Source organism: Cupriavidus phytohabitans (genome assembly GCF_017815025.1).
Lineage (GTDB): Bacteria > Pseudomonadota > Gammaproteobacteria > Burkholderiales > Burkholderiaceae > Cupriavidus.
The window spans coordinates 1-25,329 of sequence record NZ_JAGIQB010000005.1; the positions used below are offsets into that span (position 1 = coordinate 1).

At 64.0% G+C, this 25,329-nt stretch carries 24 protein-coding genes and 1 tRNA gene; 10 read left to right on the top strand and 15 right to left on the bottom strand.

Annotation, left to right across the window (positions count from 1 at the left end; genetic code table 11):
• Positions 1–104 precede the first annotated feature (104 nt).
• From J8I34_RS04605 to J8I34_RS04615, 3 genes are read right to left on the bottom strand one after another with little or no spacing between them, the layout of a single operon-like run.
• Positions 105–3,341 carry an efflux RND transporter permease subunit gene (locus tag J8I34_RS04605; protein WP_209805448.1) on the bottom strand — a complete coding sequence of 1,079 codons (3,237 nt, stop codon included), beginning with the start codon at positions 3,339–3,341 and terminating at the stop codon, positions 105–107.
• A 43-nt stretch (positions 3,342–3,384) separates the two neighbouring features.
• The gene (locus J8I34_RS04610) at positions 3,385–4,497 is read right to left on the bottom strand and encodes an efflux RND transporter periplasmic adaptor subunit (RefSeq protein ID WP_209805449.1); all 1,113 of its coding nucleotides are present in this window, start codon (positions 4,495–4,497) and stop codon (positions 3,385–3,387) included.
• Complete coding sequence (locus J8I34_RS04615) at positions 4,494–5,333, bottom strand: TetR/AcrR family transcriptional regulator (protein ID WP_209805450.1); 840 nt, start codon at positions 5,331–5,333, stop codon at positions 4,494–4,496. Before J8I34_RS04615 ends, J8I34_RS04610 begins: the two co-directional genes overlap by 4 nt.
• Before the next feature lie 312 nt (positions 5,334–5,645).
• Between J8I34_RS04615 and J8I34_RS04620 the strand changes: the two genes are divergently transcribed.
• The 3 genes from J8I34_RS04620 (at position 5,646) to J8I34_RS04630 (ending at position 7,534) form a co-directional block, all read left to right on the top strand.
• Complete coding sequence (locus J8I34_RS04620) at positions 5,646–5,951, top strand: YkgJ family cysteine cluster protein (RefSeq protein ID WP_209805451.1); 306 nt, start codon at positions 5,646–5,648, stop codon at positions 5,949–5,951.
• Positions 5,952–6,003: 52 nt separating this feature from the next.
• Complete coding sequence (locus J8I34_RS04625; RefSeq protein WP_209805452.1) at positions 6,004–6,564, top strand: DUF1439 domain-containing protein; 561 nt, start codon at positions 6,004–6,006, stop codon at positions 6,562–6,564.
• An 88-nt stretch (positions 6,565–6,652) separates the two neighbouring features.
• On the top strand, positions 6,653–7,534 hold the full coding sequence (locus J8I34_RS04630) for an undecaprenyl-diphosphate phosphatase (protein WP_209805453.1): 882 nt from the start codon (positions 6,653–6,655) through the stop codon (positions 7,532–7,534).
• 70 nt (positions 7,535–7,604) lie between these two features.
• Here the strand turns inward: J8I34_RS04630 and trmB are convergent, their stop codons facing one another.
• The 3 genes from trmB to J8I34_RS04645 form a co-directional block, all read right to left on the bottom strand.
• Positions 7,605–8,393 (bottom strand): tRNA (guanosine(46)-N7)-methyltransferase TrmB, encoded by a 789-nt coding sequence (gene trmB, locus J8I34_RS04635; protein ID WP_209805454.1) that lies wholly within the window; start codon positions 8,391–8,393, stop codon positions 7,605–7,607.
• A 75-nt stretch (positions 8,394–8,468) separates the two neighbouring features.
• Positions 8,469–8,543, bottom strand: a tRNA-Gly gene (locus J8I34_RS04640).
• A gap of 77 nt (positions 8,544–8,620) precedes the next feature.
• A complete protein-coding gene (locus tag J8I34_RS04645; RefSeq protein WP_209773982.1) occupies positions 8,621–8,905 on the bottom strand; it encodes a site-specific integrase in 285 nt (94 codons plus the stop codon).
• Between the two features lie 106 nt (positions 8,906–9,011).
• Here J8I34_RS04645 and J8I34_RS04650 point away from each other — a divergent pair, with 106 nt between their 5' ends.
• From J8I34_RS04650 to J8I34_RS04660, 3 genes are all read left to right on the top strand, one after another.
• Positions 9,012–9,443, top strand: coding sequence for a lysozyme (locus tag J8I34_RS04650; protein ID WP_209805455.1), 432 nt, complete (start codon positions 9,012–9,014; stop codon positions 9,441–9,443).
• Positions 9,444–9,681: 238 nt separating this feature from the next.
• A complete protein-coding gene (locus J8I34_RS35390; RefSeq protein ID WP_280920670.1) occupies positions 9,682–10,155 on the top strand; it encodes a pilin in 474 nt (157 codons plus the stop codon).
• 67 nt (positions 10,156–10,222) lie between these two features.
• Positions 10,223–10,462, top strand: a complete 240-nt coding sequence (locus J8I34_RS04660; RefSeq protein WP_209773988.1) for a hypothetical protein — start codon at positions 10,223–10,225, stop codon at positions 10,460–10,462.
• An 82-nt stretch (positions 10,463–10,544) separates the two neighbouring features.
• Here J8I34_RS04660 and J8I34_RS04665 read toward each other — a convergent pair whose 3' ends face one another.
• From J8I34_RS04665 to J8I34_RS35455, 5 genes are all read right to left on the bottom strand, one after another.
• Positions 10,545–10,823, bottom strand: coding sequence for an XRE family transcriptional regulator (locus tag J8I34_RS04665; RefSeq protein ID WP_209773991.1), 279 nt, complete (start codon positions 10,821–10,823; stop codon positions 10,545–10,547).
• A 32-nt stretch (positions 10,824–10,855) separates the two neighbouring features.
• A complete protein-coding gene (locus J8I34_RS04670) occupies positions 10,856–11,023 on the bottom strand; it encodes a hypothetical protein (RefSeq protein ID WP_371748042.1) in 168 nt (55 codons plus the stop codon).
• A 1,235-nt stretch (positions 11,024–12,258) separates the two neighbouring features.
• On the bottom strand, positions 12,259–12,549 hold the full coding sequence (locus J8I34_RS04675; protein WP_209805457.1) for a hypothetical protein: 291 nt from the start codon (positions 12,547–12,549) through the stop codon (positions 12,259–12,261).
• Positions 12,550–13,223: 674 nt separating this feature from the next.
• Positions 13,224–13,946: a S24 family peptidase gene (locus J8I34_RS04680; RefSeq protein ID WP_209774000.1), complete on the bottom strand. Its 723-nt coding sequence runs from the start codon at positions 13,944–13,946 to the stop codon at positions 13,224–13,226.
• A 258-nt stretch (positions 13,947–14,204) separates the two neighbouring features.
• Positions 14,205–14,555, bottom strand: coding sequence for a helix-turn-helix domain-containing protein (locus J8I34_RS35455; protein ID WP_348635757.1), 351 nt, complete (start codon positions 14,553–14,555; stop codon positions 14,205–14,207).
• A gap of 1,613 nt (positions 14,556–16,168) precedes the next feature.
• On the opposite strand from J8I34_RS35455, the gene J8I34_RS04690 reads away from it, so the two are divergent.
• The 3 genes from J8I34_RS04690 (at position 16,169) to J8I34_RS04700 (ending at position 18,195) form a co-directional block, all read left to right on the top strand.
• The gene (locus tag J8I34_RS04690) at positions 16,169–17,029 is read left to right on the top strand and encodes a phage integrase N-terminal domain-containing protein (RefSeq protein ID WP_209774159.1); all 861 of its coding nucleotides are present in this window, start codon (positions 16,169–16,171) and stop codon (positions 17,027–17,029) included.
• A 111-nt stretch (positions 17,030–17,140) separates the two neighbouring features.
• The gene (locus J8I34_RS04695; RefSeq protein WP_209774005.1) at positions 17,141–17,377 is read left to right on the top strand and encodes a hypothetical protein; all 237 of its coding nucleotides are present in this window, start codon (positions 17,141–17,143) and stop codon (positions 17,375–17,377) included.
• A 440-nt stretch (positions 17,378–17,817) separates the two neighbouring features.
• Complete coding sequence (locus J8I34_RS04700; protein WP_209774009.1) at positions 17,818–18,195, top strand: DUF5594 family protein; 378 nt, start codon at positions 17,818–17,820, stop codon at positions 18,193–18,195.
• 22 nt (positions 18,196–18,217) lie between these two features.
• On the opposite strand, the gene J8I34_RS04705 is transcribed toward J8I34_RS04700, so the two are convergent.
• Together J8I34_RS04705 and J8I34_RS04710 are read right to left on the bottom strand one after the other, a co-directional pair.
• On the bottom strand, positions 18,218–19,120 hold the full coding sequence (locus J8I34_RS04705) for an aldose epimerase family protein (RefSeq protein ID WP_209805458.1): 903 nt from the start codon (positions 19,118–19,120) through the stop codon (positions 18,218–18,220).
• Positions 19,121–19,200: 80 nt separating this feature from the next.
• Positions 19,201–20,415: a polyhydroxyalkanoate depolymerase gene (locus J8I34_RS04710; RefSeq protein WP_209805459.1), complete on the bottom strand. Its 1,215-nt coding sequence runs from the start codon at positions 20,413–20,415 to the stop codon at positions 19,201–19,203.
• A 250-nt stretch (positions 20,416–20,665) separates the two neighbouring features.
• On the opposite strand from J8I34_RS04710, the gene J8I34_RS04715 reads away from it, so the two are divergent.
• The gene (locus J8I34_RS04715; RefSeq protein WP_209805460.1) at positions 20,666–21,319 is read left to right on the top strand and encodes a glutathione S-transferase family protein; all 654 of its coding nucleotides are present in this window, start codon (positions 20,666–20,668) and stop codon (positions 21,317–21,319) included.
• Positions 21,320–21,334: 15 nt separating this feature from the next.
• Here J8I34_RS04715 and J8I34_RS04720 read toward each other — a convergent pair whose 3' ends face one another.
• Positions 21,335–23,359, bottom strand: coding sequence for an acetoacetate--CoA ligase (locus tag J8I34_RS04720; RefSeq protein ID WP_209805461.1), 2,025 nt, complete (start codon positions 23,357–23,359; stop codon positions 21,335–21,337).
• Positions 23,360–23,479: 120 nt separating this feature from the next.
• A complete protein-coding gene (gene ubiD, locus J8I34_RS04725) occupies positions 23,480–25,009 on the bottom strand; it encodes a 4-hydroxy-3-polyprenylbenzoate decarboxylase (RefSeq protein ID WP_029045443.1) in 1,530 nt (509 codons plus the stop codon).
• Positions 25,010–25,329: the final 320 nt, after the last annotated feature.

Here is a 25,329-nt window from a genome sequence, read left to right on the forward strand (position 1 = left end):
AGAAGTTCATGTCGCGGCGAAGACACTGCGAGGCTTACGAGCCGTCGACGACGGGGACAATTGTGTATAACCACATGATTTTAACCTTGCGGAAGCCGTCGGGTTCATTCCGCGCTGGCCTCCGTGGGCCCCGGCAATTCCTGCGTGGCCGGGCGGGGGGGTGCGGCCGCAGCGTGGGTCGGTGATGCCGCGGCCGTCTTGCCTTGCCACAGCCGGCGCAACCACGCGCCAAAATCATCAAGATACGTATAGATCACAGGCACCACCACCAGCGTCAGGATCGACGAGGTAATGATCCCCCCGATCACGGTCTGTCCCATCGGTGCGCGCTGCTCGGCGCCTTCGCCCAGGCTGAAGGCCAGCGGCACCATGCCGAAGATCATCGCCAGCGTCGTCATCAGGATCGGGCGCAGGCGAACGCGCGCGGCTTCGACCAGCGCGGCCTCGCGCGACAGCGGCTGGCGGCCGTCAGCGCCATCGACATGGCCGTGCCGGGCCTGGTTGGCAAAGTCCACCAGCAGGATCGCATTCTTCGTCACCAGCCCCATCAGCATGATGAAGCCGATGATCGAGAACATGTTCAGCGTCGAGCGGAACAGCAGCAGCGCGGCGAACACGCCGACCAGCGTCAGCGGCAGCGAGGTCATGATGGCGATCGGCTGGAAGAAGCTGGCGAACTGCGAGGCCAGGATCATGTAAATGAAGATCACCGCCAGCGCCAGCGCCGACACGGCGTAGCCGAAGGATTCGTTCATCGACTTGGTCGAGCCGCCGAAACGGTACTTGTAGCCCGCCGGCCAGTTCATGCCGTCCAGCGTGGCCTTGACGTCGCGCGCCACTTCGCCGGCTGAGCGGCCGGCGACGTTGGCGGTCAGCTCGACCTCGCGGTTCAGGTCGCGCCGGCTGATCTGGTTGGCGCCGGTGGTCGGCACCAGCTCGGCGACCTGGCGCAGCGGCACCATCTTCGGCGAGCCGTCGCCGTTGGTCTGGCTACTGGCGATCATCAGCGCGCTCAGGTCGGCCATGCCGGTGCGCGCATCTTTCGGCAGGCGCACGCGCACGTCGTAGTTCTCGTCATCGGGCGCGCGCCAGGAGCTGATCGCATCGCCCGCCAGCAGCGGGCGCAGCGCGTTGCCGATCTGCGCGACGCCCACGCCCAGGTCAGAGGCCAGCTCGCGGCGGATGCGGATCTCGATGGTGGGGCGGTCGTCCTTCATGCTGGAATCGAGGTCGGCTAGGCCGGGGATTGCGCGCATGCGCTTGCTGGCTTCCTGCGACAGCCGGCGCAGCTCGCTGAGGTCGTCGCCCTGGATCGAAACCTGGATCGCCTTCTGGCCGCCGGCGCCATCGGGCATGCCGACCATCGTCAGCGTGATGCCCGCAATGCCCGCGAGCCGCTCGCGGATCAGCGGGTTGAGCTGCGCGGTCGAGAGTTTGCGCGCGCGCCGCTCGGTCAGCCGCACCGAAACCAGCGCGTTGTTGCGGCCGGAGGCGTTGCCCGAGTTGATGGTGGCGTAGGTGTAGGCGACTTCCGGGAAGGACTTCAGCGCGGCCTCAACCTGCCGCACCTTGGCTTCGGTGACTTCGAGCGACGTGCCTACCGGCGTGGTGAAACCGACCTGCGTCTCGCCCAGGTCGGCATTGGGCACGAATTCCGTGCCGATCAGCGGCACCAGTGCAAAGCTGCCGAAAAAGGTCACCGCCGCGATGATCGCGGTCGCCAGCCGGTGCTTCAGCGCCCAGCCGAGCATCGCGGCGTAGCCGTTGCCGAGGCGGTCCATGCGCGCCGAGAACCAGTCGAGCATCCGGCCGATGGTGCGTCCGTACCAGCTCTTCTTGTTGCCGGTGCCGTGCAGGTCGGGGTCGTGCCAGACCGACGACAGCATCGGGTCCAGCGTGAACGACACGAACATCGAGATCAGCACTGCCGCCACCACCGTAATGCCGAACTGGTGGAAGAAGCGCCCGATGATCCCGCCCATGAAGCCCACCGGCAGGAACACCGCGACGATCGAGAAGGTGGTGGCCAGCACCGCCAGCCCGATCTCGTTGGTGCCGTCCAGCGCCGCGCCGCGGTGGTCCTTGCCCATCAGGTTGTGGCGCACGATGTTCTCGCGCACCACGATGGCGTCGTCGATCAGCAGGCCCACGCACAGCGACAGCGCCATCAGCGTGATCACGTTGAGCGTAAAGCCGCACATATACATCACGCCGAAGGTGCCGATCAGCGCGATCGGCAGCGTCAGGCCGGTAATCACCGTGCTGCGCCACGAGCCGAGGAACAGGAACACGATCGCCACGGTCAGGAACGCGCCTTCCAGCAGCGTTGAGCGCACCTCCTTCACGCTGCTGCGGATGCCGCGCGCGGTGTCGTTGACGACGTTGAGCTGCACGCCGGCGGGCACCAGCTTGCGCACCTCGTCGGTCATGCGCACCAGGCCGTCGACGGTATCGACGGTGTTCTGGCCCTGCGCCTTTACCACCGACAGGAAGAGGGCGCGTTTGCCGTCGAGCAGCGCCAGGCTTTCCTGCTCTTCCTGGCCGTCGCGCACGTCGGCGATCTCGCCCAGCGTGACCGGCTGGCCGGCGCGGCGCGCCACGATGATCTGGCGGAAGGCGTCGGGCGTGGGCACGCGGCCCTTGATCTGCACCACGGTCTCGGTGGACGACGAGCGCAGCTCGCCCGCGGGCAGCTCCTGGTTCTCGTTGCGGATCGCGTTCATCACCTGGTCGACGCCGATGCCCAACGCCTCCAGCTGCGCGGGGCGGATGCGGATCTCGACCTCGCGTTTGGTGCCGCCGACGATATTGATCGCGCCCACGCCGCGCACCGTCTCCAGCCGCTTGCGCACGATCTGGTCGGCAATGGTGGTCAGCTCGCGCTGGCTGCGGCTGGCGCCCGGGGCATTGGACACCGACAGGTATAAGATCGGCGCGTCGGACGGGTCATAGCGCAGCACGCGCGGGTCCTTGACCTCGTCGCGGAACTGCGGCCGGATCAGCGCGATCTTGTCGCGCACGTCCTGCGCGGCCTGGCCGACATCGACGCTCAGGTCGAACTTGATGACGACGACCGAGGTGCCCTGGTAGGAGTGCGAAAAGATCTCGTCGATGCCGGAGATGGTGTTGACGATCTCCTCGACCTTGCGCGTGACGTCGGATTCGACCGATTCCGGCGCGGCGCCCGGGTATTCGGTCTGCACCACGACCACCGGGAAGGTGATGTCGGGGAACTGGTCGACCGGCAGGCGCTGGTAAGAGAACAGCCCGACCACGATGAAGGCCATCATCATCATGGTGGCCAGCACGGGGTTGCGGATGGACAGGCGGGTGAACCACATGGGCGCGTTCCGTTTCGTCGCTAGACGTCAGGCCTTTACTTCGTCAAGCCTTCACGCGCCGCACCTGGCTGCCGCTGCGCAGCGTGCCGAGGTTGCTGCGCACGATCTCGGTGCCGGCGTCGAGGCCGGAGACGATCTCCACCAGCCCGCTGCTCTCGTCGCGCACGCCCAGCTGCACCGGGCGCTCGGCCAGCACGTCCTTGTCGATGGCGTAGACGAAGGCACGCTCGCCTTCCATACGCACCGCCGAGACGGGCACGGCCACCACGCCGGAGCGCTGGCCCAGCACCAGCGCGCCGCGCGCAAACATGCCGGCGCGCAGCTTCGTGTCGTTATTCTCCACGCGGACATAGACCATGATGCTGCGCGTGCCCTGCATGACGGCCGGGTTGATCCGCACCAGCTTGCCGGTAAAGCGCCCGGCGCCTTCCACGTCGAGCTCGACCGCCTGGCCGACGCTGGCGCGCGCCACGTCGGCCATCGGCACCGGCGCCTCCAGTTCCAGCACGCGCAGGTCGACCACATCGACCAGGCGCGTATCGGGCGACACCTTCTCGCCCGGCTGCGCCGCGCGCGCGGCGACCATGCCGTCGAGCGGGGCCTTGACCACGGTGTCGGCCAGCGCCTTCTGCGCCACCGCCAGGCCGCCCTGGGCGGCATCGAGATTGGCGCGGGCCACGTCGAGGTCGGACTGGAATTTGTCGAACGCGGTCTTCGAGATAAAGCCCTTGCCGACCAGCTCGCGGTTGCGCTCCCAGGTCTGGCGCGAATTCTGGAACTGACCCTCCATGGCCAGCATCTGGCCGCGGGCCTGCGCCACCCTGGCCTCGTATTCGGTCGGGTCGATGCGCGCGATCACCTGACCGGCGCGCACCGGCTCGCCTTCGCGCACCAGCACCTGCTGCACTTCACCCGAGACCTTGGCCTTGACCGACGCCTGGTTCAGCGCGCGCAGGCTGCCTGACAGCGGCAGCGAGACCTGCAGGTCCTGGCGGCCCACGCTGACGAGGTCGGTCTGCAAGAATTCCACTACGTTCGCGGCGGCCTGTGCTGGCGGTTGCGGCTGGCGCGCGCTGCCGGCCTTGCGCACGGCGGCCACGGCGCTCAGCACCGCGAGGGCGCAGGCCACGGCGATCAGCAGGGTCTTTCGTTTCATGCTGGCTTTCCCGGGCGCGCGCCCGGGTCGTTGGCGGCATCGCCGTCCGCATCGCCGTCCGCACCGCCGTCCGCACCGCCGTCCGCACCGCCGTCCGCATCCCCGGCGCCTTGCGCCAGCATCTCGTCGCGGATGCGCTCCCATATGTAGGGGCCTTGCTGCGGCGGCAGGGGGCGCTCGCGCGCCTCGCCGGTGGTCAGGCCGAACAGCAGTGTGTCGAGCAGTTGGTCAAGGAAGACCTCGGGGTCGAGGTCTTTTCCAGAGGTGGCACGCAGTGAGCGCTGCCACAGCATCAGGAACATCAGCGGGGCGCAGATCAGCGTGGTGGTGGGGTTGGCCGGCATCGGGCGGAATTCGCCGCGCGTCGCGCCGCGCGCCAGCACCCTGGCAAACAGCTCGTCGCCAGGCACCACCACCTCTTCGTTATAGAAGCGGGCGATGTCTGGAAAGTTGGCCGACTCGGCCATGATCAGCTTGGTCAGCCCCGCCACCGGCGTGGCGCCGATCAGGCCCCACCAGCCGCGCAGCAGCTCGCGCAGCAGTTCCGGCGTGCTGCCCTCGTAGCGGTCGACCAGCTCGGTGCCGCGCGACAGCGCCGGGACCAGGTTTGCGCGCACCACGGACTTGAACAGCTCTTCCTTGTTGGCGAAGTACAGGTAGACCGTGCCCTTGGACACGCCCGCGGCCGCCGCCACGTCTTCCAGGCGCGTGGCCGCGTAGCCGCGCTCCACGAACAGGTCGAGCGCCGCCGCCACCAGCTCCTGCGGGCGCGCTGCCTTGCGCCGGCTCCAGCGCGGCACATCGGCCTCCTTGTGCGGTTCGGCGGGTGTTTTCATGGGTGTCTTGCGAGGACTGCGGGGCACGGTGGGGCGGGGGCTGTATGTTAATAACTTATGGGTCAGTAATGTAGAGTAGTGCCATATGAGGGTCAAGCGCGGCCGGGGCGGGCTAGGGTACGCACCGAGGCGAATCCGAGACATGTGATGCTAAGGGCGCGTAAGGCGCGGCTTGCGGCGTGGGTCCGGTGCGATGGCGCGCGGGCGCTTTCCTTTTCTTACAGGAGGATGGCGGCCCTTCGGGCACAATGGCGTCTTGTTGTCAGCCGCCTTGCCTGCCAAGGCAACCCAGCGGCCTCCCTGAACCACGCGATGAGTTGCCGGTCACACCTTTCCTGCCGCGCTGGCTGCGGCGCCTGTTGCATTGCCCCGTCGATTGCCTCGGCCCTGCCGGACATGCCTGAGGGCAAGCCCGCGGGCGTGCCGTGCGCGCAGCTGCTGCCCGACATGCGCTGCGCGGTGTTCGGCCGCCCTGACCGGCCGGCGTTCTGCGCCGGCCTGAAGCCCTCGGCGGAAATGTGCGGCGACTCGCGCGAAGCCGCGCTGCACTGGCTGACCCGACTCGAAATCCTGACCGCGCCGCAGGCCACCCCTGCACGGCCTGGCTCGCGCGGGTGACATCGGCAACCGTGCCGGCGCGTCCGTCCCAACTCCTGAACTCGGAGGCAACATGATCCGGACTTCCCGACGGCACTGGCTGGCCGTCGCCGGCGCGGCCGCGCTGGCCGCCGGCCTCGCCGCCTGCGGCGCGTTCCGCAACGAGTACACGTTCTCGCAAAGCCAGCTGCAGGCCGCGCTGGAGCGCAAGTTCCCGTTCAACAAGCGCTATATGGAGCTGTTCGATATCCAGCTCACCAATCCGCAGCTGACGCTTGACCCGGCGCGCAACCGCGTCAACGTGCAATTCGATGCCGCCATCGACAACAAACTGTTTTTCCGCCAGGCGCTGACGGGGCGCTTCGCGCTGGACAGCGGGCTGCGCTATGACGCGCCGACGCGCTCGGTGGTGCTGCAGGATCCTGAAGTGCAGCGTTTCGACGTGCAGGGCATGCCGGCGCAGTTCTCGCGCCAGCTCAATGCGCTGGGCGGCATCCTGGCCGAGCAGCTGCTGCAGGACTATCCGCTCTATACGTTCCGGGACGACCAGCTGCGGGTTGCCGGCACGCAAGTCGAGCCCGGTACAATCACCGTTTTGCCTGACGGCATCAACGTCAAGGTCAACCGCCCCTGATCGCCCCAGCGTATCGGGGCTCGAACAACAAACCAGGCGGTCCGGCGCATTGCCGGGCAACGCCGATGACAACGTTTCTCCGTTCCGCATGGACATCGCACTTGCCCTGAAAGCCGTGATCCTCGGCATTGTCGAAGGACTGACCGAGTTCCTTCCCATCTCGAGTACCGGCCACCTGATCCTGGCGGGTCAACTGCTCGACTTCAACGACGAAAAGGGCAAGATCTTCGAGATCGTGATCCAGTTCGGCGCCATCCTGGCAGTCTGCTGGGAATTCCGTGCACGCATCGGCAGCGTGGTGCGCGGCCTGGGTGCGGAGCCGAAGGCGCAGCGCTTTGCCGTCAACGTCGTGATCGCTTCCGCGCCGGCGATCATCCTGGCCTTTATCTTCGGCAAATGGATCAAGGCCCACCTGTTCAACCCGATCTCGGTGGCGCTGGCCTTTATCGTCGGCGGCGTGGTGATCCTGCTGGCCGAATGGCGTGACGCGCGCCGCGGCACGGTCTCGCATCCGCAGGGCAATGCGCTGCTGGAGGCGGCCAAGGCGGGCGCGCCGCGCATCGAATCGGTCGACGACATGAACTGGCGCGATGCCCTCAAGGTGGGTGTGGCGCAGTGCTTTGCGCTGGTGCCGGGTACCTCGCGCTCGGGCGCCACCATTATCGGCGGCATGCTGTTCGGGCTGTCGCGCAAGGTGGCGACCGAGTTCTCGTTCTTCCTGGCGATCCCGGTGATCTTCGGTGCGACGGTCTATGAACTGTACAAGGCGCGTGCGCTGCTGAACGCCGACGACCTCGGCATCTTCGCGGTCGGCTTTGTTTTCGCCTTCCTGTCCGCGTTCCTGTGCGTGCGCTGGCTGCTGCGTTTTGTCGCCACGCATGATTTCAAGCCGTTTGCGTGGTATCGCATTGCGTTCGGCATCGTGGTGTTGTTCACGGCTTACTCCGGCCTGGTGTCTTGGCACGCATAAGCGGGGGACATCCGGACAACAAAAAAGCGTGGCATTTGCCACGCTTTTTTGTTTGCGCTTGCGACCGCGTTCAGGCTCGCTTGCGGAACACCACGTCCCATACCCCATGCCCGAGCCGCACGCCGCGCCGCTCGAACTTGGTCACCGGCCGGTAGTCCGGCCGCTCGGCAAAGCCGCCCGGCGCGCCGGAGGTGTTTTCCAGCAGCGGCTCCCCCGCCAGCACTTCGACCATCTGGTGAGCGTACTCTTCCCAGTCGGTCGCGCAATGGATATAGCCACCAGGCTTCAGCCGCGCCGCCAGCAGCTTGACCAGCGGCGGCTGCACCAGCCGGCGCTTGTTGTGGCGCTTCTTGTGCCACGGATCCGGGAAATAGATATGCACGCCGTCCAGGCTGTCGTCGGTCAGCATATGGGCGATGACCTCGACCGCGTCGTGCTGCAGGATGCGGACATTGTCCAGGCCGCGCTCGTCGATCAGCTTGAGCAGGGCGCCGACGCCGGGCTCATGCACCTCGCAGCCCAGGAAATTGTCCTGCGGCCGCAAGCCGGCGATATGCGCGGTGGTCTCGCCCATGCCGAAGCCGATCTCCAGGATGGACGGCGCCTGGCGGCCGAACGTGGCTTCCCAGTCCAGCGGTTGCGGCGCGTACGGGACCAGCATGCGCGGGCCGACTTCGTCGATGGCACGCTGCTGCCCGGTCGACGTCCGCCCGGCACGGCGCACGAACGAGCGGATACGGCGCGGATGCGCGACGCCTTCGGGATCGGCAGGGGAGGGGGCGGACGGCTGCTGGGCGTTGTCCACCGGCGCGGCGTCATCGGCCGGCGTCGGTCCGGTGCTGGGGTCTTGGGGAAGCATGGCAACAAAAAAGCCGCCGGGCAGATCACCGTAACAGTGTTAACGGTGGCAAAGGCGGCTTGTCTCGACTTGAGGTGGAGCGGGCGATGGGAATCGAACCCACGTCTTTAGCTTGGGAAGCTAAGGTAATGGCCATTATACGACGCCCGCTAAGGCATACTGGGTGCGGATTGTAGCACGGTCAGCGGGTCTGTCTATGCTCCGCAATCGGTTGCCTGCTCCGCAATTCACCTTGTGGGCGCCACGCGCTTGCCGCGACGGAGGTAGTGCCGCTTGGTCGTGCGCACGTCCGCGTGGCCCAACAGATCGGCTGCGGCAGCATCTCCCTTTTCGTCCGAAGTGTCGTCGGCTGCCTTCGCCCGCAGGTCGTAGATCCAGAAGCTTTCGACGCGTTCGGCCTGGTCGGGGTGCGCTTTCTTCGCCGCCTCCTTGGCCGCGGTGAACCGTCTGCGCAGGGTGGGCTGGCTGAGCTTCAAGCCTTTGTCGTTGACCAGCAGGTAGATCGAGCTCACCGTCAGTTCGGCCTTATGCGCCCTGATCCGGTCTTGGCGACTGCACGCACGCGCTGACGGATCAGGTCGTGGACCTGCCGGACATCATTGAGGGCGGAGGTGCGACATGACCCCCGCCGAGTTTCGCGCGCTGGCCAAGCGCTTCGAGGGGCTATACCTGCGCCCTTACCTGTGCCCGGCCGGCGTTGATCGGCTATGGGGCGACCCGGTACCTGGACGGTCGCGCGGTGACCCTGAACGACCCGCCCATCACCCGGGTGGTCGCAGAGGTGATGCTGCTCGACCAGGTGCGCACAATCTACTTGCCTGCGGGCTGAAACTCTGCCCGGGTATCGACACGCCTGAGCGCCTGGCTGCGATCATCGACTGGACGTTCAACCTCGGCGCTGGCAACTTGAAAGCTTCCACACTGCGCAAGCGGATCAATGCGAACCGACGGGCGGACGTGCCGGCCGAGATCCGTAAGTGGAACCGTGGTGGAGGGCGCGTGTTGCGCGGGCTGGTACTCAGGCGCGAAGCCGAAACCTCACTCATCTGAGTTAGGGTGACAATTCTTGTCATCTCGTCTGTGCGGCGGGTGACAAATTTTGTCACCTCGACGTTCCAATGTGAGTGACAAAAATTGTCACTTCCTCGCCGTCTAGATACTCGAACTGACAAAAATTGTCACTTTCCCCCTGCTTTTACCTCATTCGAGGTACCTGGCACACCTCATGCTCTTTGGCTCCGCAGCAGCAAATTCGCTGCGTAACTTTAAAAATTCTGGGGGTCAACTCATGCTGAACAAAGCGCGGATGGGAAAACGGGTACAAAAAGGCTTCACGCTGATCGAACTGATGATCGTGGTCGCGATCATCGGTATCTTGGCGGCGATTGCGATTCCGCAGTATGCGGATTACCAGCAGCGCACCAAGGTTTCGGGTGCCGCCACGGGTATTGCTGCATGGAAGACCGCTGTCGCGATGTGTGCGCAAGATAAGGGCACTCTGACGGGCTGCAGCACGGCTGTTGGCGATATTCCGGCGAACATTGCGGCGGGCGACAATGGGGTCAAGATTGCATACGTTGACCAGGTCACCACGCTAGACGGAATTATTGATGTGGTGTCCACCGGTACGACCTCGGCCGGTGCTAAGATGGCCCTGAAATACACACCGAGTCTTGCCAATGGTGTTGTTCAGTGGGCGATCACCGGCACCGGCTGCGATATCACCACTCCGGGGCGCGGCATCAAGTGCGCTGGTGCCTGATCGGAATAGCACCCACCTGGACTACCGAACGCCCCGTGTTGCGGGGCGTTTTTGCTTTACGGAGAGCATGTTGTCCCTTCCGACAGTGCCCGAGCTTATCGACTCGCTCGACAACGAACTGATGGATCTTCTGTACGAGCGCCTGAAGCTGGCCGCGTACGTTCAGGTACCGAGCACGCCGACCGAGATCAATCAGGCTGTGCAGCGCATGCGGGGTATCGCTGCGGTCTACCATGTGCCGCCCGAGGTGGGCGAGGCGATGGCGCTCGCGCTGATAGAAGCGCAGAAGCAATGGAAGGGCAAATGAATGCAAAAGGCCCGCTGATGCAACACTAGACTCTTCGAGGGGTCAGTATTACGGCGGGCCTGCCGACGAATCGGCACATGGATTATTCCGCGTCTCCAGGACCGGCGTCAAGTTCAACGTCAGCACCTATGTCTCGCATGCGCGCCAGTACGCGCTGCATCTCGTCTTCCGATAGCGCCAGGCGCGCCGCGCCGAAGAACAGCATCTGCGGCGCCATTTCCCGTGGCTGTGCGCCACCTGTATACTTGCGCCATTGCTGGCCGCCGGCCACGCCGAACAGTTCCGCCATCTGCTCGCCGGTTCGGTCGAGTTCGTTTTTCAGGCGCTGAAGGTCTTCCGGTTTCGGTGGGGTGTAGCGCATAGAAGAAACCCGCCGTGCGGCGAGCCTTGGGATCAGTTCAAGAACAGTTTGGCGAGGGCCATTGCGGCGGCAATCAGGCCGGTGGCGTAGACCACGGGCAACCAGCGGTGCTCGCGGTTCAGCTTCGCTGCCTCGGCGTTGAGCTTCATCGTCTCAGCCATCAGCTTGCCGATTTCGGCTTCGGTCTTGAGGATGTCCAAGGTCCTTTCCATCTGCGTCGTCCTTTCGGGTTGTCGGGCCGCGCGGTGCGCTACCTCTGAGACGTATATTAGCACCAAAGGGGCTAATGTCAAGGGCTTGTTCGGGCTAGTGGACGTAGCGAGCTAAGAACTGCTTCGAGGCGCTCATCATCAGTTCCGAAACCGATGAAAGGTGGGTCGGGCCTAGAACGAGCACAGCGTAGGACGAATCGACAGTCTGCGTGAGCAGTACGGCCGATTTCATGGAACCGAATCGGAATTCTTCGACTGCGTTCGCTAGAGCATCGCTCACCTTGTCGCCACCCTCGAATCCGTCGAAAAGGTCTAGGACCTCAATGCTGGCGCTTGTCCAGCGGATGGAGACGCCGTCAGGTATGCCAACCATTACCCGGTCTCGAGCCGGTAGGTGCGCGACGCGCGAAAATGCCTTCTTCCAACGTCATAAGGCGAGCTGATTTTTGCTCCGCAATTCGGAAGGGAGTTTAGAAGGGAAGCGGGATAGCGGGCGATGAAAATCCGGTGATTGCGGAGCAGGAATCCACCGGAAACTCGCGCCAGTGCTAGAAACCTTGAGAGCTTGGGAAGCTAAGGTAATGGCCATTATACGACGCTCGCTTACCGGGAGCGGAATCTAGCACGATTCTGGCGGTAGCCCATGCTCAGCAACCGAACGCCCGATTCGCAACTCACTTCGTCGGCGTCACCCGCTTGCCGCGCTGCTAGTAGTGGCGGCGTATGTCGGCATGCCCAGGAGATCGGCCACCGCGGTGATGGCCATCCGGTCACTGCTGCCTTCGCGATCGTACAGCCAGAAGCTGGCCAGGCGCTCGGCGTGGCTGGGGCGTTCCTACGCCTTCGCGTCCTTGGCGTTGTGGAAGTTCTAGCGCAACGCCGGCCGGCTCAGCTTCAGGCAGGTTCGCTGACCAGCAGGTAGATGGCGCTGGCATCATACACGGCATTGCGGACGTTGAGCCGGTCCACCAGCGCCTTTAGCTTCACCAGATCCCCGTTAAAGGAAAAGGCTCCACAAGAGCCGCCGTCGTAGGACCTTCTGCCATTGCCGTCCGACTCAATACCTGGGCCATGGCATCCGCCTTTCTCCAGTAGTCCAGCCGCTGTGGGTGAACGGCCGTCAGGCCGGGCTACCAGGCATGAATAGCGGTCGAGGCAAATGCGAACGGACGGGGCGTACGTCCGGTCGCGCTCATGCCGGGGGAAGAGCTCCGTGTATGTGATTATGGCGCGGCCCGCCGCCCTTCCAGTAAAGAATCGATGACCTGCTGCTCGAGCTGGGCAACGAACATCGGCGCGAGGTGGTCCAACATGTCGGTCGTCTCGCTGCCGTCGTCATTCACGAGGCGCACATCGCTGGCAATGAAGGTGGCGGTACTGCCCGATGGCGAGGTGGTAAATTCGCCGAAAACCGACCAGTGCAGGCCGGCGACAAGCACTATGGCGTGCTCCCGGTGGTTTGCGTGCTGCAGCAACCGGCCCAGGACTTCGGCGTAGGTGGAGAGGTGTTTCATTGCGACTCCAACGATGAGTGGTGGGTTGCTGTTACCAAAATAGTAACAACTCCCCGGCGCGGGATGCTGGCACCGTGTGATTGATTTTTATTACTGATATAGTAATAGCGATAGCGGCAATATCCCGCGGGGCGAATCCTTCGTGCGGCCTTAGCCCGGGCGCAAGAGGACCGGCTTCGCGATGCCGCCCACGAAATGCATGCGCTCGATTTGATGCTGAGGGATGACTAGCATGCCAGGCGTTTCTTTAGCCTGCGACATAGCTACCATCTGTTACCCAGCTTCCTTAGTTCGTCCTCTCGGCCGTGGCAGGAATCGGTGGTAGCAGCCTAAACTAAGGCCCTTTCAGTTGTCTTGTGCTTGCCTGGAGACGTACGCATGGGTCATGCTGCGCGTTCGAGTCCCGTTTGCAACCGGGACTATAGTGGCCTGCTGGCAGATGCTCGACTGCATCCGGCGTTGGACTTCAATATTTGCGCATCGCTTTGGAAAATTTGGGTGCCGGTTTCTATAGGTACTGGCCCTGACCAAAGACCTTACGAAGGCAGGCACGGTTCTGTGCGCCCCAGAAGGACAATAATCCGGCGCCTCAGGCGCCCGACACATCCACCCGGGCCAGCCGGAAGTCAAAAAACGGCTGCAAGATCATGGCTATGATGCCCATCCCGGGCGTGTTAGTCGGGATGCCAAGCCGATTGCTTGACGATGCCTCCTACAAAATGCATCTGTTTGATTTCGACCTCCAGGATCCGCAGCATGCCGTGTTTGTCGTTCACCGATGATAGATGAACAATGCCGTCGCGAATGTAAGCAAGCTCTTTGACCATCACCCGGCCGTCCAAGGACTTCACCAGAACCTCGTCTCCGTTCTGGACTTGCGCATTTGGCTCGGCCACCACGAACTCGTTGTGCTTCACACGCGGCCGCATTGACTCACCAGTGCAGCGAAGTGCGTACGCGTCCGGATCCTTGGTGGGAAAATATACGTAGCCGTCTTCGTTTCCGACAGCGTACTCGACGCTCACGAACGATCGGTCGTCACCTAGCTGCGCCATCCCTTTGACGGGAATCTTTTTGAAGGCATCCGGCGGGGAGGCGGGTGCGCCTTTCGTGGGCGCGTGGATGTCCGAATCCATCCAAAATTGCGGATACCCAAAGGTCTCCTCGATCTTGCGTGCGGTGCGATCGCCGATGTCTTTGGCGCCGGTCACGTACCGGTTAACCAGGGATGGGGTGGAGTAGCCAAGCGTGTCCGCGGCGCGAGACTGGTTACCTTCGCACTTTTCGTCGATCACCACGGCCAGCTTCTCGCGGCGGATTTCCTTGATTGACTTCATGCGCGTGATTGGACTCGGGTTGACCAAAAAGGTAAATGGGCCGGTTGGGTAATAAGTCATCCTGACCTATGTCCAAAACGGGCATATAAGGCCTGGCGTGGAAGGTGTGGGCCGGCTAGTCGCTGCCGGCGGAATGCAGGTTCTTTTCAGTCAAAGGCGCCTACCGCGACGATCACCGCAGGGTATTCGCGGCGATCCGACGTCGCCAACAGGCCAGCTGACATCGTGACTGTGCCCCTTGCCGCTTGCCATCGCAGGACAAGTCTTCGCGATGCTTTCAACAGCCCTTCGGAACCCGGAAATTGGAGATCGCTACGCTCAAAGCGTGCTGAAGAGTTCCGCCACACTAATCCGAAGCGCCGTGGCCAATGTTTCGATCGCATCTAGCGAGGGGTTGGCAGCGCCGGTTTCGATACGGCTCATGTAGGTACGCGCAAAGCCTACATGGTCCGCAAATGCTTCTTGGGAGAGGCCCGTGGCTTGCCGGAGTTCACGTATGCGCTTGCCGAAGCGATGGCGTAGGGTTCTTTTCATACCCCACACTGTCGAAGCGTGAACACTGATCGGCCACACACTAATCGTGACATTTTGGGCCGGATTGGGTATGCTACATCTGCGTCGGCATCCTCGGCGGCGCTGAACCGGAACAACTCTTACTATGAGCGGCATGTTTGTCCTCTGGCAAACGGCGCGCCAAGCCGGCAATTTCGCCCGGGCGGCTGCACCGTATCACGCCCTAGGTGCTACCTTGGCGCATCGGCCTTTTCGCCTTCCTGCTTCCCAGGAGGCAATTGCCCTGCAGCTCCACTCGCTCGTGGCAGCGTACCTGCAATACGAGGAGGGCAAGCTCGCCCACTATCAGTCAGCTGTGCAATGCGTTGCCGCATGTACTGCCTATTGGCATGGCAAGGGCATGTTGCCTTGCCACTGGCGCAGGATACGAAACCACGTGCTGCGCTTCGAATTCAGCCTAGCACGTCCCCTCTTTCTGTCGAGCCGCATTTACGCAGTTAGGCAGGAGCTATATCCCTATATCTCACACTGAAGTTCTGGAGGAATGCTATGTCAATCGGCTTAGCTGTCTTGGTGATAGGGGTCCCCATCGCGGCCTTCTTCATTTGGATTGCTCGGAACAGTCTTCGCGCCCAGGAGAAAGAGCGGGAGGAGCGCCATCTGCGAGGGTGCCATTGTCGATGTAGCCAGGACCGTGCAGATCACGATTTGTCCTCATAGCCCATCACCATAGAGTCATTCAGTGCGTAGCGACAGAGCACACCAGACGGCACGAGGACCGTAGAAATCGAGCAACTCGAAGGGCTCATGGCTCGGCAAATGCCCCGACACGCGCAGCGCGGATGCGTTTTGATAGCACGAGAAGGTCTCCGAATAACTGCGGGATACTGACGGGCTTGCCAAAATCGATCTGACACATTAATCTACCGAATACTTCTCGCCCTTCGGGCATCGACATTGGCATTGCATGCCACATCTGGACGTGGCGTGACTACTATATGGTGAGGCGCTTAGCGCTGTAACTACTATTCTAGTCACAACCCGTCTAATTTTTTTGGCTGATTGGCTGGGCTGTCTAAGTCCGTCCAACTTCTGGTCAACCTCCTTCGCTCCATAGCAGCGAAGGAGGTCATTCCCTTCCCGCCTTTCACTGGTTCTCCAGCCTTTCCTGCCTTGGCCGAGGGCTTCGCATCCTCGCTGCCACGTCATTCTTGCCCTTTCCCTATAGCCGATCCGGCAGCCTTGATAAGGGATTCAACGCCCTTCCCCCTCCTTACTTTCTCAGTCCACCTGAACATAGCCAGAAGTTATCTGGCCTGACCTTGCGAGGGCTTTTCATGCCTCGCTGCCACGTCATTCTTGCCCTTTCCCTATAGCCGATCCGGCAGCCTTGATAAGGGGATCAACGGCCTTCCTCGCTCCTTATTTTCTCAGTACACCTGAGCATAGCCAGAAGTTATCTGGCGAGTTCGTCTGCACTCTCAAAGCAGACATCCAACGGAGACCAACTGGTTGCCTGTTTGGGGAGTAACGAAGGCGGATCTAGTGCTCCGCCTCACGTAGTCACGGCATGTTGTCGCCAGAACGTCTGTGTGTGCCCGACGGGACACGCAGGCCGGCTGGTAATGCCGTGGCTGGTCGCAGTACCCGTACCGCGTACCTGAGGGTCACGGTGCTAGGGCTGGTTTAGCCAGTCGCAGTTAACACTGACCAAAGTTAACAATGACCGAGTGAGGATACCGGTGAAGATCGATATATTCGTAGACTTGATGCGCTTGGTTGAACGCAATCGCGATGGCTCATATGCGACCCGAGCGGCCCGCAGGGAGGTGCTCGGGCAGGTGGCTCATGACCTTAAAGACATGGGCTTCCGGACACTTCCCGCTACGGGGTTGAAGCCAAAGCATGTTGCCGCGTTAGTCGAGCGTTGGAAGACCTCTGGTATTGCTGTGGGCACCATGAAAAACCGCATGGCACATGTGAGGTGGTGGGCTGAGAAAGTCGGCAAACAGAATTGCATTCCACGCACCAATGCTGAACTGGGCATTGGCAGGCGCCGCTATGTGACCAACATCTCAAAGGCGCTTGTGCTTGCGTCGGGGGATCTCGAGAAGATTATCGATGAGCGTCTGCGCTGCTCCATTGAGTTGCAGCAGGCCTTTGGACTGCGTCGAGAAGAGTGCCTCAAATTTCAGGCGAGGTATGCGTTGGCAGGGCTGACGGCCGATGTAGCGCGCGAGATTCAACTAAAGCCGACGTGGTGTAAGGGAGGTCGGGCACGTGCCGTACCTATTACGGACGATCATCAGCGTGCGGTGCTTGCGCGTGCGGTTACGTTCTGTGGGAACGGCTCCATGATTCCGAAGAACCTCAAGTATGTCGACCAGCTTCGTCGCTATGTTTCGGCTGTACAAAAGGCTGGCATGTCGAAGTTGCATGGGCTTCGGCATGAGTACGCCCAGCGTCGCTATCAGCAACTGACTGGCTGGCCAGCTCCTGCAGCAGGGGGCCCAGTTTCATCACAACTAACGTCGCAACAACGGGTAGTGGATAACTCAGCGCGACTGCAGATTTCAGCGGAGTTGGGCCACAATCGGGAGGAGATTACCGCCGTTTATCTGGGCCGTTAGAGCGCCGCTGCCCTCATTGCTCAAAGCTTTCGGGATATCACGCTGTTAGCTTATTTAAAGGCATCGGTGCGTGTTTCCGTGTTTGATCTAATCTATTCGAAGGAGAGACCCTTGACAGATCTATTCGAAAGCCAGGTCATCGCCTTGCTTGAACGCGGTTTGGTGGGATTTGTAGAGATTTTGCCAGCACCGGAAGGTTGGTGCGTGCGCATTAATGGCTTCCAGTGGTTGCGCTCTCGTAACGGGCTGCGCCGATTTGACAGACTAGAAAGGACCTTGGCGTACCTGCGCGAGTTGGGCTGCACGCGCGTGATGGTGGATGTGAGCGCTTGGCCAGACGCGTCATAGTTCGCTCCAAGTCCCGACGGGCATTTTGAACTCCGCCCTTGTGGTGGTCAGGTTCTCCAAAGTAGGACGGCCAAATATTTGGGTGGGGTTCCCGGGGGCGGTTCATACCGCAATTCATCGTGGCGCCCTCTTTGAGGCTAAGGCTCTCGCTCTCAAACCGAAGAGCCCGCGGTGCCATAGAAGCCAAAATGTTGACCCCTATTCATCCCGGCCGCCCGGCTACGCAACGTCGCCGAGTTTGCGGCGGAGTCGATGGCGAACGGCAGCCTGCGGGCCGTGACCCTGGAGGAGGGGGAAACCGAGGTGCTGTCGCCGGGGCTGGGCTTCCAGGTGTACCGGTCGTCCGCTGGCGCGCGCGACGGCGTATAGTGGCCGGCAGCGCCGGCGCGCCATTTCGGGCAACCGGCGCCTTCGACTCGCAACGTCAGGACACCCCCACCTTGACCACGGACTTCTACGCCCGCTTTGAAGCGGAATGCCTGCCCCGCATCGCCGATGCCATCGGCAAGCAGCACCGGCGCGTGCAGCTGCATGCCTTGCCCGCCGAGGCCCCGAACCGCCCGCCGCGCCTGCGCATGACGGGGGACGGGCCGGCGGAATTGCGGCGCCATCCATATGCGCTCGATGTCACGCTGGCGTGGGATGGGCTGGAAGTGCAGCGCCTGTTTGCCGCCGGGGGCGAGGCCCGCTTCGCCGGCTATCTGGCGGCGCTGCCAGCCAAGCTGCGCGCATGGCAGGAGCCGCGCGGCATCGATTTTGGCTCGTTGTCGCAGGCGGATCCGGCCATCCTGATCGGCGGGCTGGATTTCGAGCACTGAACTGCCGCCCGGTCGCCCTGGCTCAGGCCGTTACGCGCAACCGGCACACGGCGCTCTCAGACTGGCCCGGCGCTAGCCAGCGCAGCCCTTGGCCGTGGTGGATCGCATCGGGCAATCCCACCCATGGTTCCACGCAATAGAAATCAGACTGGTCGCTTTCCGACCACGTGGTAACGGCGTGCCAGCGCACGCTGTCGGCAACGTCGAGTTCGAAGGCGATGGTGCGCGCCGGCATCGACAGCATGGCGCCGGCAGCGTCGCGGAAGACGTGGCAGGTGTCCTGCAGGCGCGGGTCGTCGAGCCGGTAGGCCGGCTCGCCCGCTTCGGCCGGGCCCGGCGCGCCGTCGGGCAACTGGCGCACGCGATCGGCCGGCGGCAAGGCCAGTGTCGACGCGGCACGCTGCGCATGCGGCAGCGCAAAGTAGAAGTGGTGGCCGGGATAGCAGGGAAGCGGCTGGTCCCCGGTGTTGGTGGTGCGCAGCGTAACCTCCAGCCCGTCGGGCAACAGGGCGTACACCACGTCAAACACAAAGGCATAGGGGTAGCCCGGCCGCGTCTGCGCGCTGTCGCGCAGCGTCATGGTGACCGACCCGGCGGCATCGACCGTGCTGACCTCGAATGGCAGGTCGCGCGCAAAGCCATGCTGCGCCAGTGTGTGCCCGGTGCCTTGCCGGTCGCGCCACTGCCCGGCGACGCCATCCACGAAGTGCCGGCCGATAAACGGGAACAGCAGGGGATTGCCGCCACGCACCTTGGCCGGGCGGGTCCAGTCAGCGTTGTCCGGCCAATGGAGCATGTCCTCGCCGCGGTGCACCCAGCGCACCAGGCGCCCGCCGTATTGCGGGGCGAGCAGCAGGAAGTTGTCGGCAGCGCCGATCCGGACCAGTGTCTGGCCCTGGAAGTCTTGTGTCGGAAGCAGTGGCATGGTGGTCCTGGGCGCCGTGCCGGCGCGGGCAGCCGCCATGATAAGCCAGCGCGATGCCAGGCCGTGACGGGGCGGAATGCTCAGCTGCTCGTGTAGATGGTATTGCGCACCAGCGGGTACACCTGCGTTTCCCAGCGCTGGCCGTTGAACACGCCATAGTGGCCGACCCCGGTCTGCACGTGATGCATGCGCATGTAAGGCCGCAGGCTCGGGCAGAGGTCCTGGGCGGCCATGGTCTGGCCGATGGCGCAGATGTCGTCGCGCTCGCCCTCGACCGTGAGCAGCGCGGTGCGGCGGATGGCGCGCGTGCACACGCGGCGTCCGGCGACATCGAGCAGCCCCTGCGCCAGCAGGAAGCGCTGGAATACCAGGCTGACGGTTTCCAGGTAGAACTCCGCCGTCAGGTCCATGGTGGCGAAGTATTCGACATAGAAGTCGCGGATGGCGTCGGCCTTCTCGTGCTCGCCCCGCTCGCGGCACGCATAGAGTTCGCGCAGCGCCTGCTCATGGCGCTCCAGGTTCATGCTCATGAAGGCCAGCAGCTGCACATGGCCAGGGTAGACGCGCCGCATGCCCCCCGCAAAGCGCAGCGGCACTATGCCGATCAGCGTGCGCTCGAACCAGTCGATCGACTGGCTGGTAGCCAGTTCGTTGACCCTGGTCGGGTTGACGCGCGCGTCGATCGGGCCGGCCATCAGTGTCAGGCTGGGTGGCTGGGCGGGATCGCCGTCCTCGGCCATGATGGCCGCCGCCGCCAGTGCGGCCACGGTAGGCTGGCACACCGCCACCACGTGCGTGCCGCCGCCGAGCGCCTGCAGGAAGTGGATCAGGTGCTGCACGAATTCATCGAAGCCGAAGCGCCCGGCCATCAGCGGGATATCGCGCGGGTTGTGCCAGTCGGTGATATAGACGTCATGGTCGGCCAGCATGGTCTGCGCCGTGCCACGCAACAGCGTGGCAAAGTGGCCGGACATCGGCGCCACCAGCAGCACGCGCGGCTGGCCGCCGATGCCGTGGCGGCGGAAGTGCAGTAGCGAGCAGAACGGCGTGCGCAGCACCACTTCCTCAGTGACCGGCACCGGCTGGCCGGCGACCATCGCGCTGTCGATGCCGAAGGCCGGGCGATGGTGCGTCAGGCGCCCGAGCGCGACGATCTCGCAGGCGGCGTGCAGCGTGCGTATGGTATCGAAGCCGCTCGCCCTGGGATGGGCGGCCAGTGTTGCCGCGGCCAGTTCCGCCAGCGTACATGCCGGCAGTATGATGTCCGCGTAAGTCTGGTACGCGTAGTACAGCATGGCTGGGCCCCCGTGGTTCTGGTGTCCCCATGCCGCAATATATATGCCATTGGTGCGCGCCTGGCATGCGCTTTGCGCGGTGCCACGCGCAAGGCAGCGATTCCTGCGCAAAGTTGTGCAAGCTGCGCCCGCCGCACCGGCTGGGCATCCTCTCATGCTGTGCGCGGGGGCGCAGGCATCAGACTGGTGCCCGATAGAACGAACGGTGCCGCACCAGCGCACTGTCCAGGTGCGCCGCTAAGGAGGCGTAATGAGCAAGACCACACTCACCATCAGCAGCAAGACCTATTCGTCGTGGTCGCTGCGAGGCTGGCTGCTGGCGCGCTTTGCCGGCCTGGAGTTCGAGGAAGTGCTGATCCCGCCGGACGACGCCGCCGCGCGCGCCGAGATCCTGCTGCTGTCGCCGTCGATCCTGGTGCCTTGCCTGCGCCACCAGGGCGTGACGGTATGGGACACGCTCGCCATCGCCGAATACCTGAACGAGATCCGCCCCAAGGCCGGCCTGCTGCCCGAGGACCGCGCCGCGCGCGCGCACTGCCGCGCCATCTGCGGCGAGATGCACTCCGGGTTTGCGGCGATGCGCTCGGCGCTGCCGATGAACCTGAAGGGGAATTTCCCGGGGATGAAGGTGTGGTCGCGCGCGCAGGCGGACATCGACCGCATCACGGCAATCTGGACCGAGTGCCTGACACGCTACGGCGGGCCTTACCTGTTTGGCCAGCGCACCATGGCCGACGCCATGTATGCGCCGGTGGTGACGCGCTTTGTCACCTACGGCGTGATGCTCGACCCGGAGCCGGTTTCCTACTGCAAGCAGATCCTGGCGATGCCGGAACTGCAGGAGTGGATCGCGGCGGCGCGCGCGGAACCCGACGAGATCAGCGAACTGGACGTCGAGTTCTAGCGGCCGCCGCCGCGCCTACGCCGTGGCGGACTCGGCTTGCCGCGCCTGCAGGAAGCGCGCGGCGTAGTCGAAGTACCAGTCGAGCGTGTCCGGGTTCGCCATGGCATCGCGGTTGGCGATGCCGGCGGGCGCGTGGCCGAGCAGCAGCTTCTTGATCGGCACTTCCATTTTCTTGCCCGACAGCGTGCGCGGCACGCCCGGCACCTGCACGATCTCGTTGGGCACGTGGCGCGACGACAGCGCCTCGCGGATGCGCGCGCGCAGGGTGTCGCGCAGGGCGTCGTCCAGCACCAGCCCTTCGCGCAGCACCACGAACAGCGGCATATAGGATTCGCGGCCCAGGTATTCCAGGTCGACCACCATGCTGTCGAGCACTTCCGGCAGGTCTTCCACCACGCGGTACAGCTCGCTGGTGCCCATGCGGATGCCGTGGCGGTTGATGGTGGCGTCCGAACGCCCGTAGATCACCGCGCCGCCGCGCGGCGTGATCCTGATCCAGTCGCCATGCCGCCAGGCACCGGGATAGGTGTCGAAATAGCTGTCGCGGTAGCGCTTGCCGTCGGCATCGCCCCACAGGAAGAGCGGCATCGACGGCATTGGCTCGGTGCAGACCAGCTCGCCGACCTGGTCGACCAGCGGCTGCCCGTTATCGTCGAACGCCTCCACCTTGGCGCCCAGGCAGCGGCACTGCATCTCGCCCGAATAGACCGGCAGCAGCGGGCAACCGGCCACGAACGACCCGGCAAAGTCGGTGCCGCCCGACATCGGCACCAGCCAGATGTCTTCGCGCACATGGCGGTAGATCCAGTCGTAGGCCTCCACCGGCAGCGGCGAGCCGGTCGAGCCCAGGCCGCGCAAGCGAGACAGGTCGGCGATGCGCGCCGGCTCGATGCCGGCCTTCATGCAGTTGGTAAAGAATGCCGCACCGGCGCCGAACATGGTCACGCCGGCATCGTCGACAAAGCGCCACAGCACGCCGGCGTCGGGCCAGGCCGGGTTGCCGTCGTAGAGCGCGATGGTGGTGCCGAGCAGCAGCCCGGCAACCTGTGCGTTCCACATGATCCAGCCGCTGCTGCTGTACCAGTGGAAGACGTCGTCCGGGCCGAGGTTGTTGTGGAACGCCATCAGCTTGAGCTGCTCGATGACGATGCCGCCGTGGCCATGCACGATCGGCTTGGGCATGCCGGTTGTGCCGGAGGAGTAGACGATCCACAGCGGATGGTCGAATGGCACCGGCTCGAGCGCCAGCGGCACGTCGTGCGCGAGCACGTCAGGCCATGCGTGGGTGCGCACGCCGGAAAGCGCCTGGACGTTGGCACCGATTTGCGGCACCAGCACGAGGTCAGTCAGCGAGGGCAGGGCGGCTACCAGCTCCGCCACCACCGGCCCGCGGTCGTAGACCTTGCCGCCGTAGCGGTAGCCGTCGACGGCGATCAGCACCTTCGGCTCGATCTGGCGGAAGCGGTCGATCACCGCCACTTGGCCCATGTCGGGCGCGCAGCCGGACCAGACCGCGCCCAGGCTGGCGGTGGCCAGGAAGGCGACAATGGTGGCGGGGATATTGGGCAGGTAGCCGGCGACGCGGTCGCCGCGCTGAACGCCCATCTGGCGCAGCGCGTGCGCCAGCGAGGCGACCTGCGCTTCGAGCGTGGCCCAGCTCATTTCCGCCAGCGGCTGCGCCTCGCCCGCGTAACGGATGGCGGTGCGCTCGCGGGCCGCGCCGGTGCCGGCATGACGGAACACCTGCTGCACGTAGTTCAGCGTGGCGCCCTCGAACCAGCGCGCGCCCGGCATGGCGCGCCGGTCCAGCACCTGCGCCGCGGGCGTGTCGAAGCGGACATCAAAATAGGCGCGCACCGCTTCCCAGAAGGCTTCCAGCTCGGTGACCGACCACTGCCAAAGGTTGTCGTAGTCGTCAAAGGCGAGGCCGCGCTCGGCGCGCAGCCAGCGCATGAAGGCGGCGATCTGGCTGCTGTCGCGGAACGCTTCGGACGGCGTCCACATCAGGTTCCCTTCGGTCAAAGGGGCAGTGCTGCGCATGTCTCCTCCTTGGGCCCGTCTGTCGCGGGCATCGGATGGTGGTCGATGGGATCCCGGGCGCCTGTGGCGGCACCCGGGCATCAGCGTGACATGATAGCCGGGGATGGAGGCGGCTGCGGTTCAGGGCGTCGCGGACCGGTCGAACAGGCTTTCCCACATGGTGTCGACCCTGGCCCTGACCGCCGCGTCCATGGCGATCGGCGTGCCCCATTCGCGCGTGGTTTCGCCGGGCCACTTGTCGGTGGCGTCGATGCCCATCTTGGAACCCAGGCCCGACACCGGCGAGGCGAAGTCCAGGTAGTCGATCGGCGTGTTGTCGACCAGTACCGTGTCGCGGCTTGGATCGACGCGGGTGGTAATGGCCCAGATCACTTCCTTCCAGTCACGCACGTCGACATCGTCGTCGACGACGACGATGAACTTCGTATACATGAACTGGCGCAGGAAGCTCCAGACGCCGAACATCACGCGCTTGGCATGGCCGGCGTACTGCTTCTTCATCCGCACCAGCGCCATGCGGTAGCTGCAGCCTTCGGGCGGCAGGTAGAAGTCGGTGATTTCCGGAAACTGCTTCTGCAGCAGCGGCACGAACACCTCGTTCAGTGCCACACCCAGCACGGCGGGCTCGTCGGGCGGCTTGCCGGTGTAGGTGGAGTGGTAGATCGGGTCGCGCCGCATGGTGATGCGGTCGATGGTGAACACCGGGAACCAGTCCTGCTCGTTGTAGTAGCCGGTGTGGTCGCCGAACGGGCCCTCCAGCGCATGCTGGTAGCCGGACGGGTGGTTCGGGTCCGGCTGGATATGGCCTTCCAGCACGATCTCGGCCGACGCCGGCACGTTCAGTTCGGACAGGGTCGGCGTCACGCAGCCGGCCAGCGCGGTGCGGCTGCCGCGCAGCAGGCCGGCGAACTGGTACTCGGACAGCGTATCGGGCACCGGCGTCACCGCGCCCAGGATGGTGGCCGGGTCGGCGCCCAGTGCCACCGCGATCGGGAACGGCTTGCCGGGGTTGGCCAGCGCATGCTCGCGGAAGTCGAGCGCGCCGCCGCGGTGCGCCAGCCAGCGCATGATGACCTGGTTGCGGCCGATCACCTGCTGGCGGTAAATGCCCAGGTTCTGGCGCTTCTTGTGCGGGCCCTTGGTGACGACCAGGCCCCAGGTGATCAGCGGCGCGGCGTCGCCGGGCCAGCAGGTCTGGATCGGCAGGCGCGCCAGGTCGACGTCATTGCCTTCCCAGACCACCTCCTGGCAGGCGGGACTGCTGACGCGCTTTGGTGCCATATCCCACACAGATTTGACGAGCGTGAACAGCTTGCCCGCCTCGCGCAGTCCGCGCGGCGGCTCAGGTTCCTTCAGGGCTGACAGCACGCGGCCGATGTCGCGCAGGTCTTCCATCGATTCGGCGCCCATGCCAAGTGCGACCCTGTGTGTCGTACCGAACAGATTGGCCAGTACCGGGACGCTATAGATACCGTCACCGGCCCCCGCGCCGGCGGGCCGCTCGAACAGTACGGCGGGGCCGCCGGCACGCAGCAGCCGGTCGCAGACCTCGGTCATTTCCAGGTTGGGCGAAACCGGGCGGGACACCCGGCGCAGTTCGCCCATCTGCTCGAGCTGGCCGATAAAGTCGCGCAAGTCTTTGTATTGCATAGTGAATTCGGTTGTGGCGCGGGCCGTGTGCGGCCGGCGTAAGGCGGCATCCAGGTCGGTGACGATACACATACACCGGCGCCCCGGCAAAAAAATCAGCAAATCGGGGTGGGGGAAATTGTAAGTTTTTTGTCGTCGCAAGCGTGGCGTCAAGGTCGACAAGGCTAGGCCAGGACTACGTTTGCGGGTCCGCGAGTGATGCGGGCACGACAAGATAAGGCTTGTTACAAATAACCAAAAGTAGTGTGAATCGTTATTCTTATTCTTGACGAGGTATAACACCGTTCCTACAATCCGGTCTTGCTGATGGAGTGTTGCGT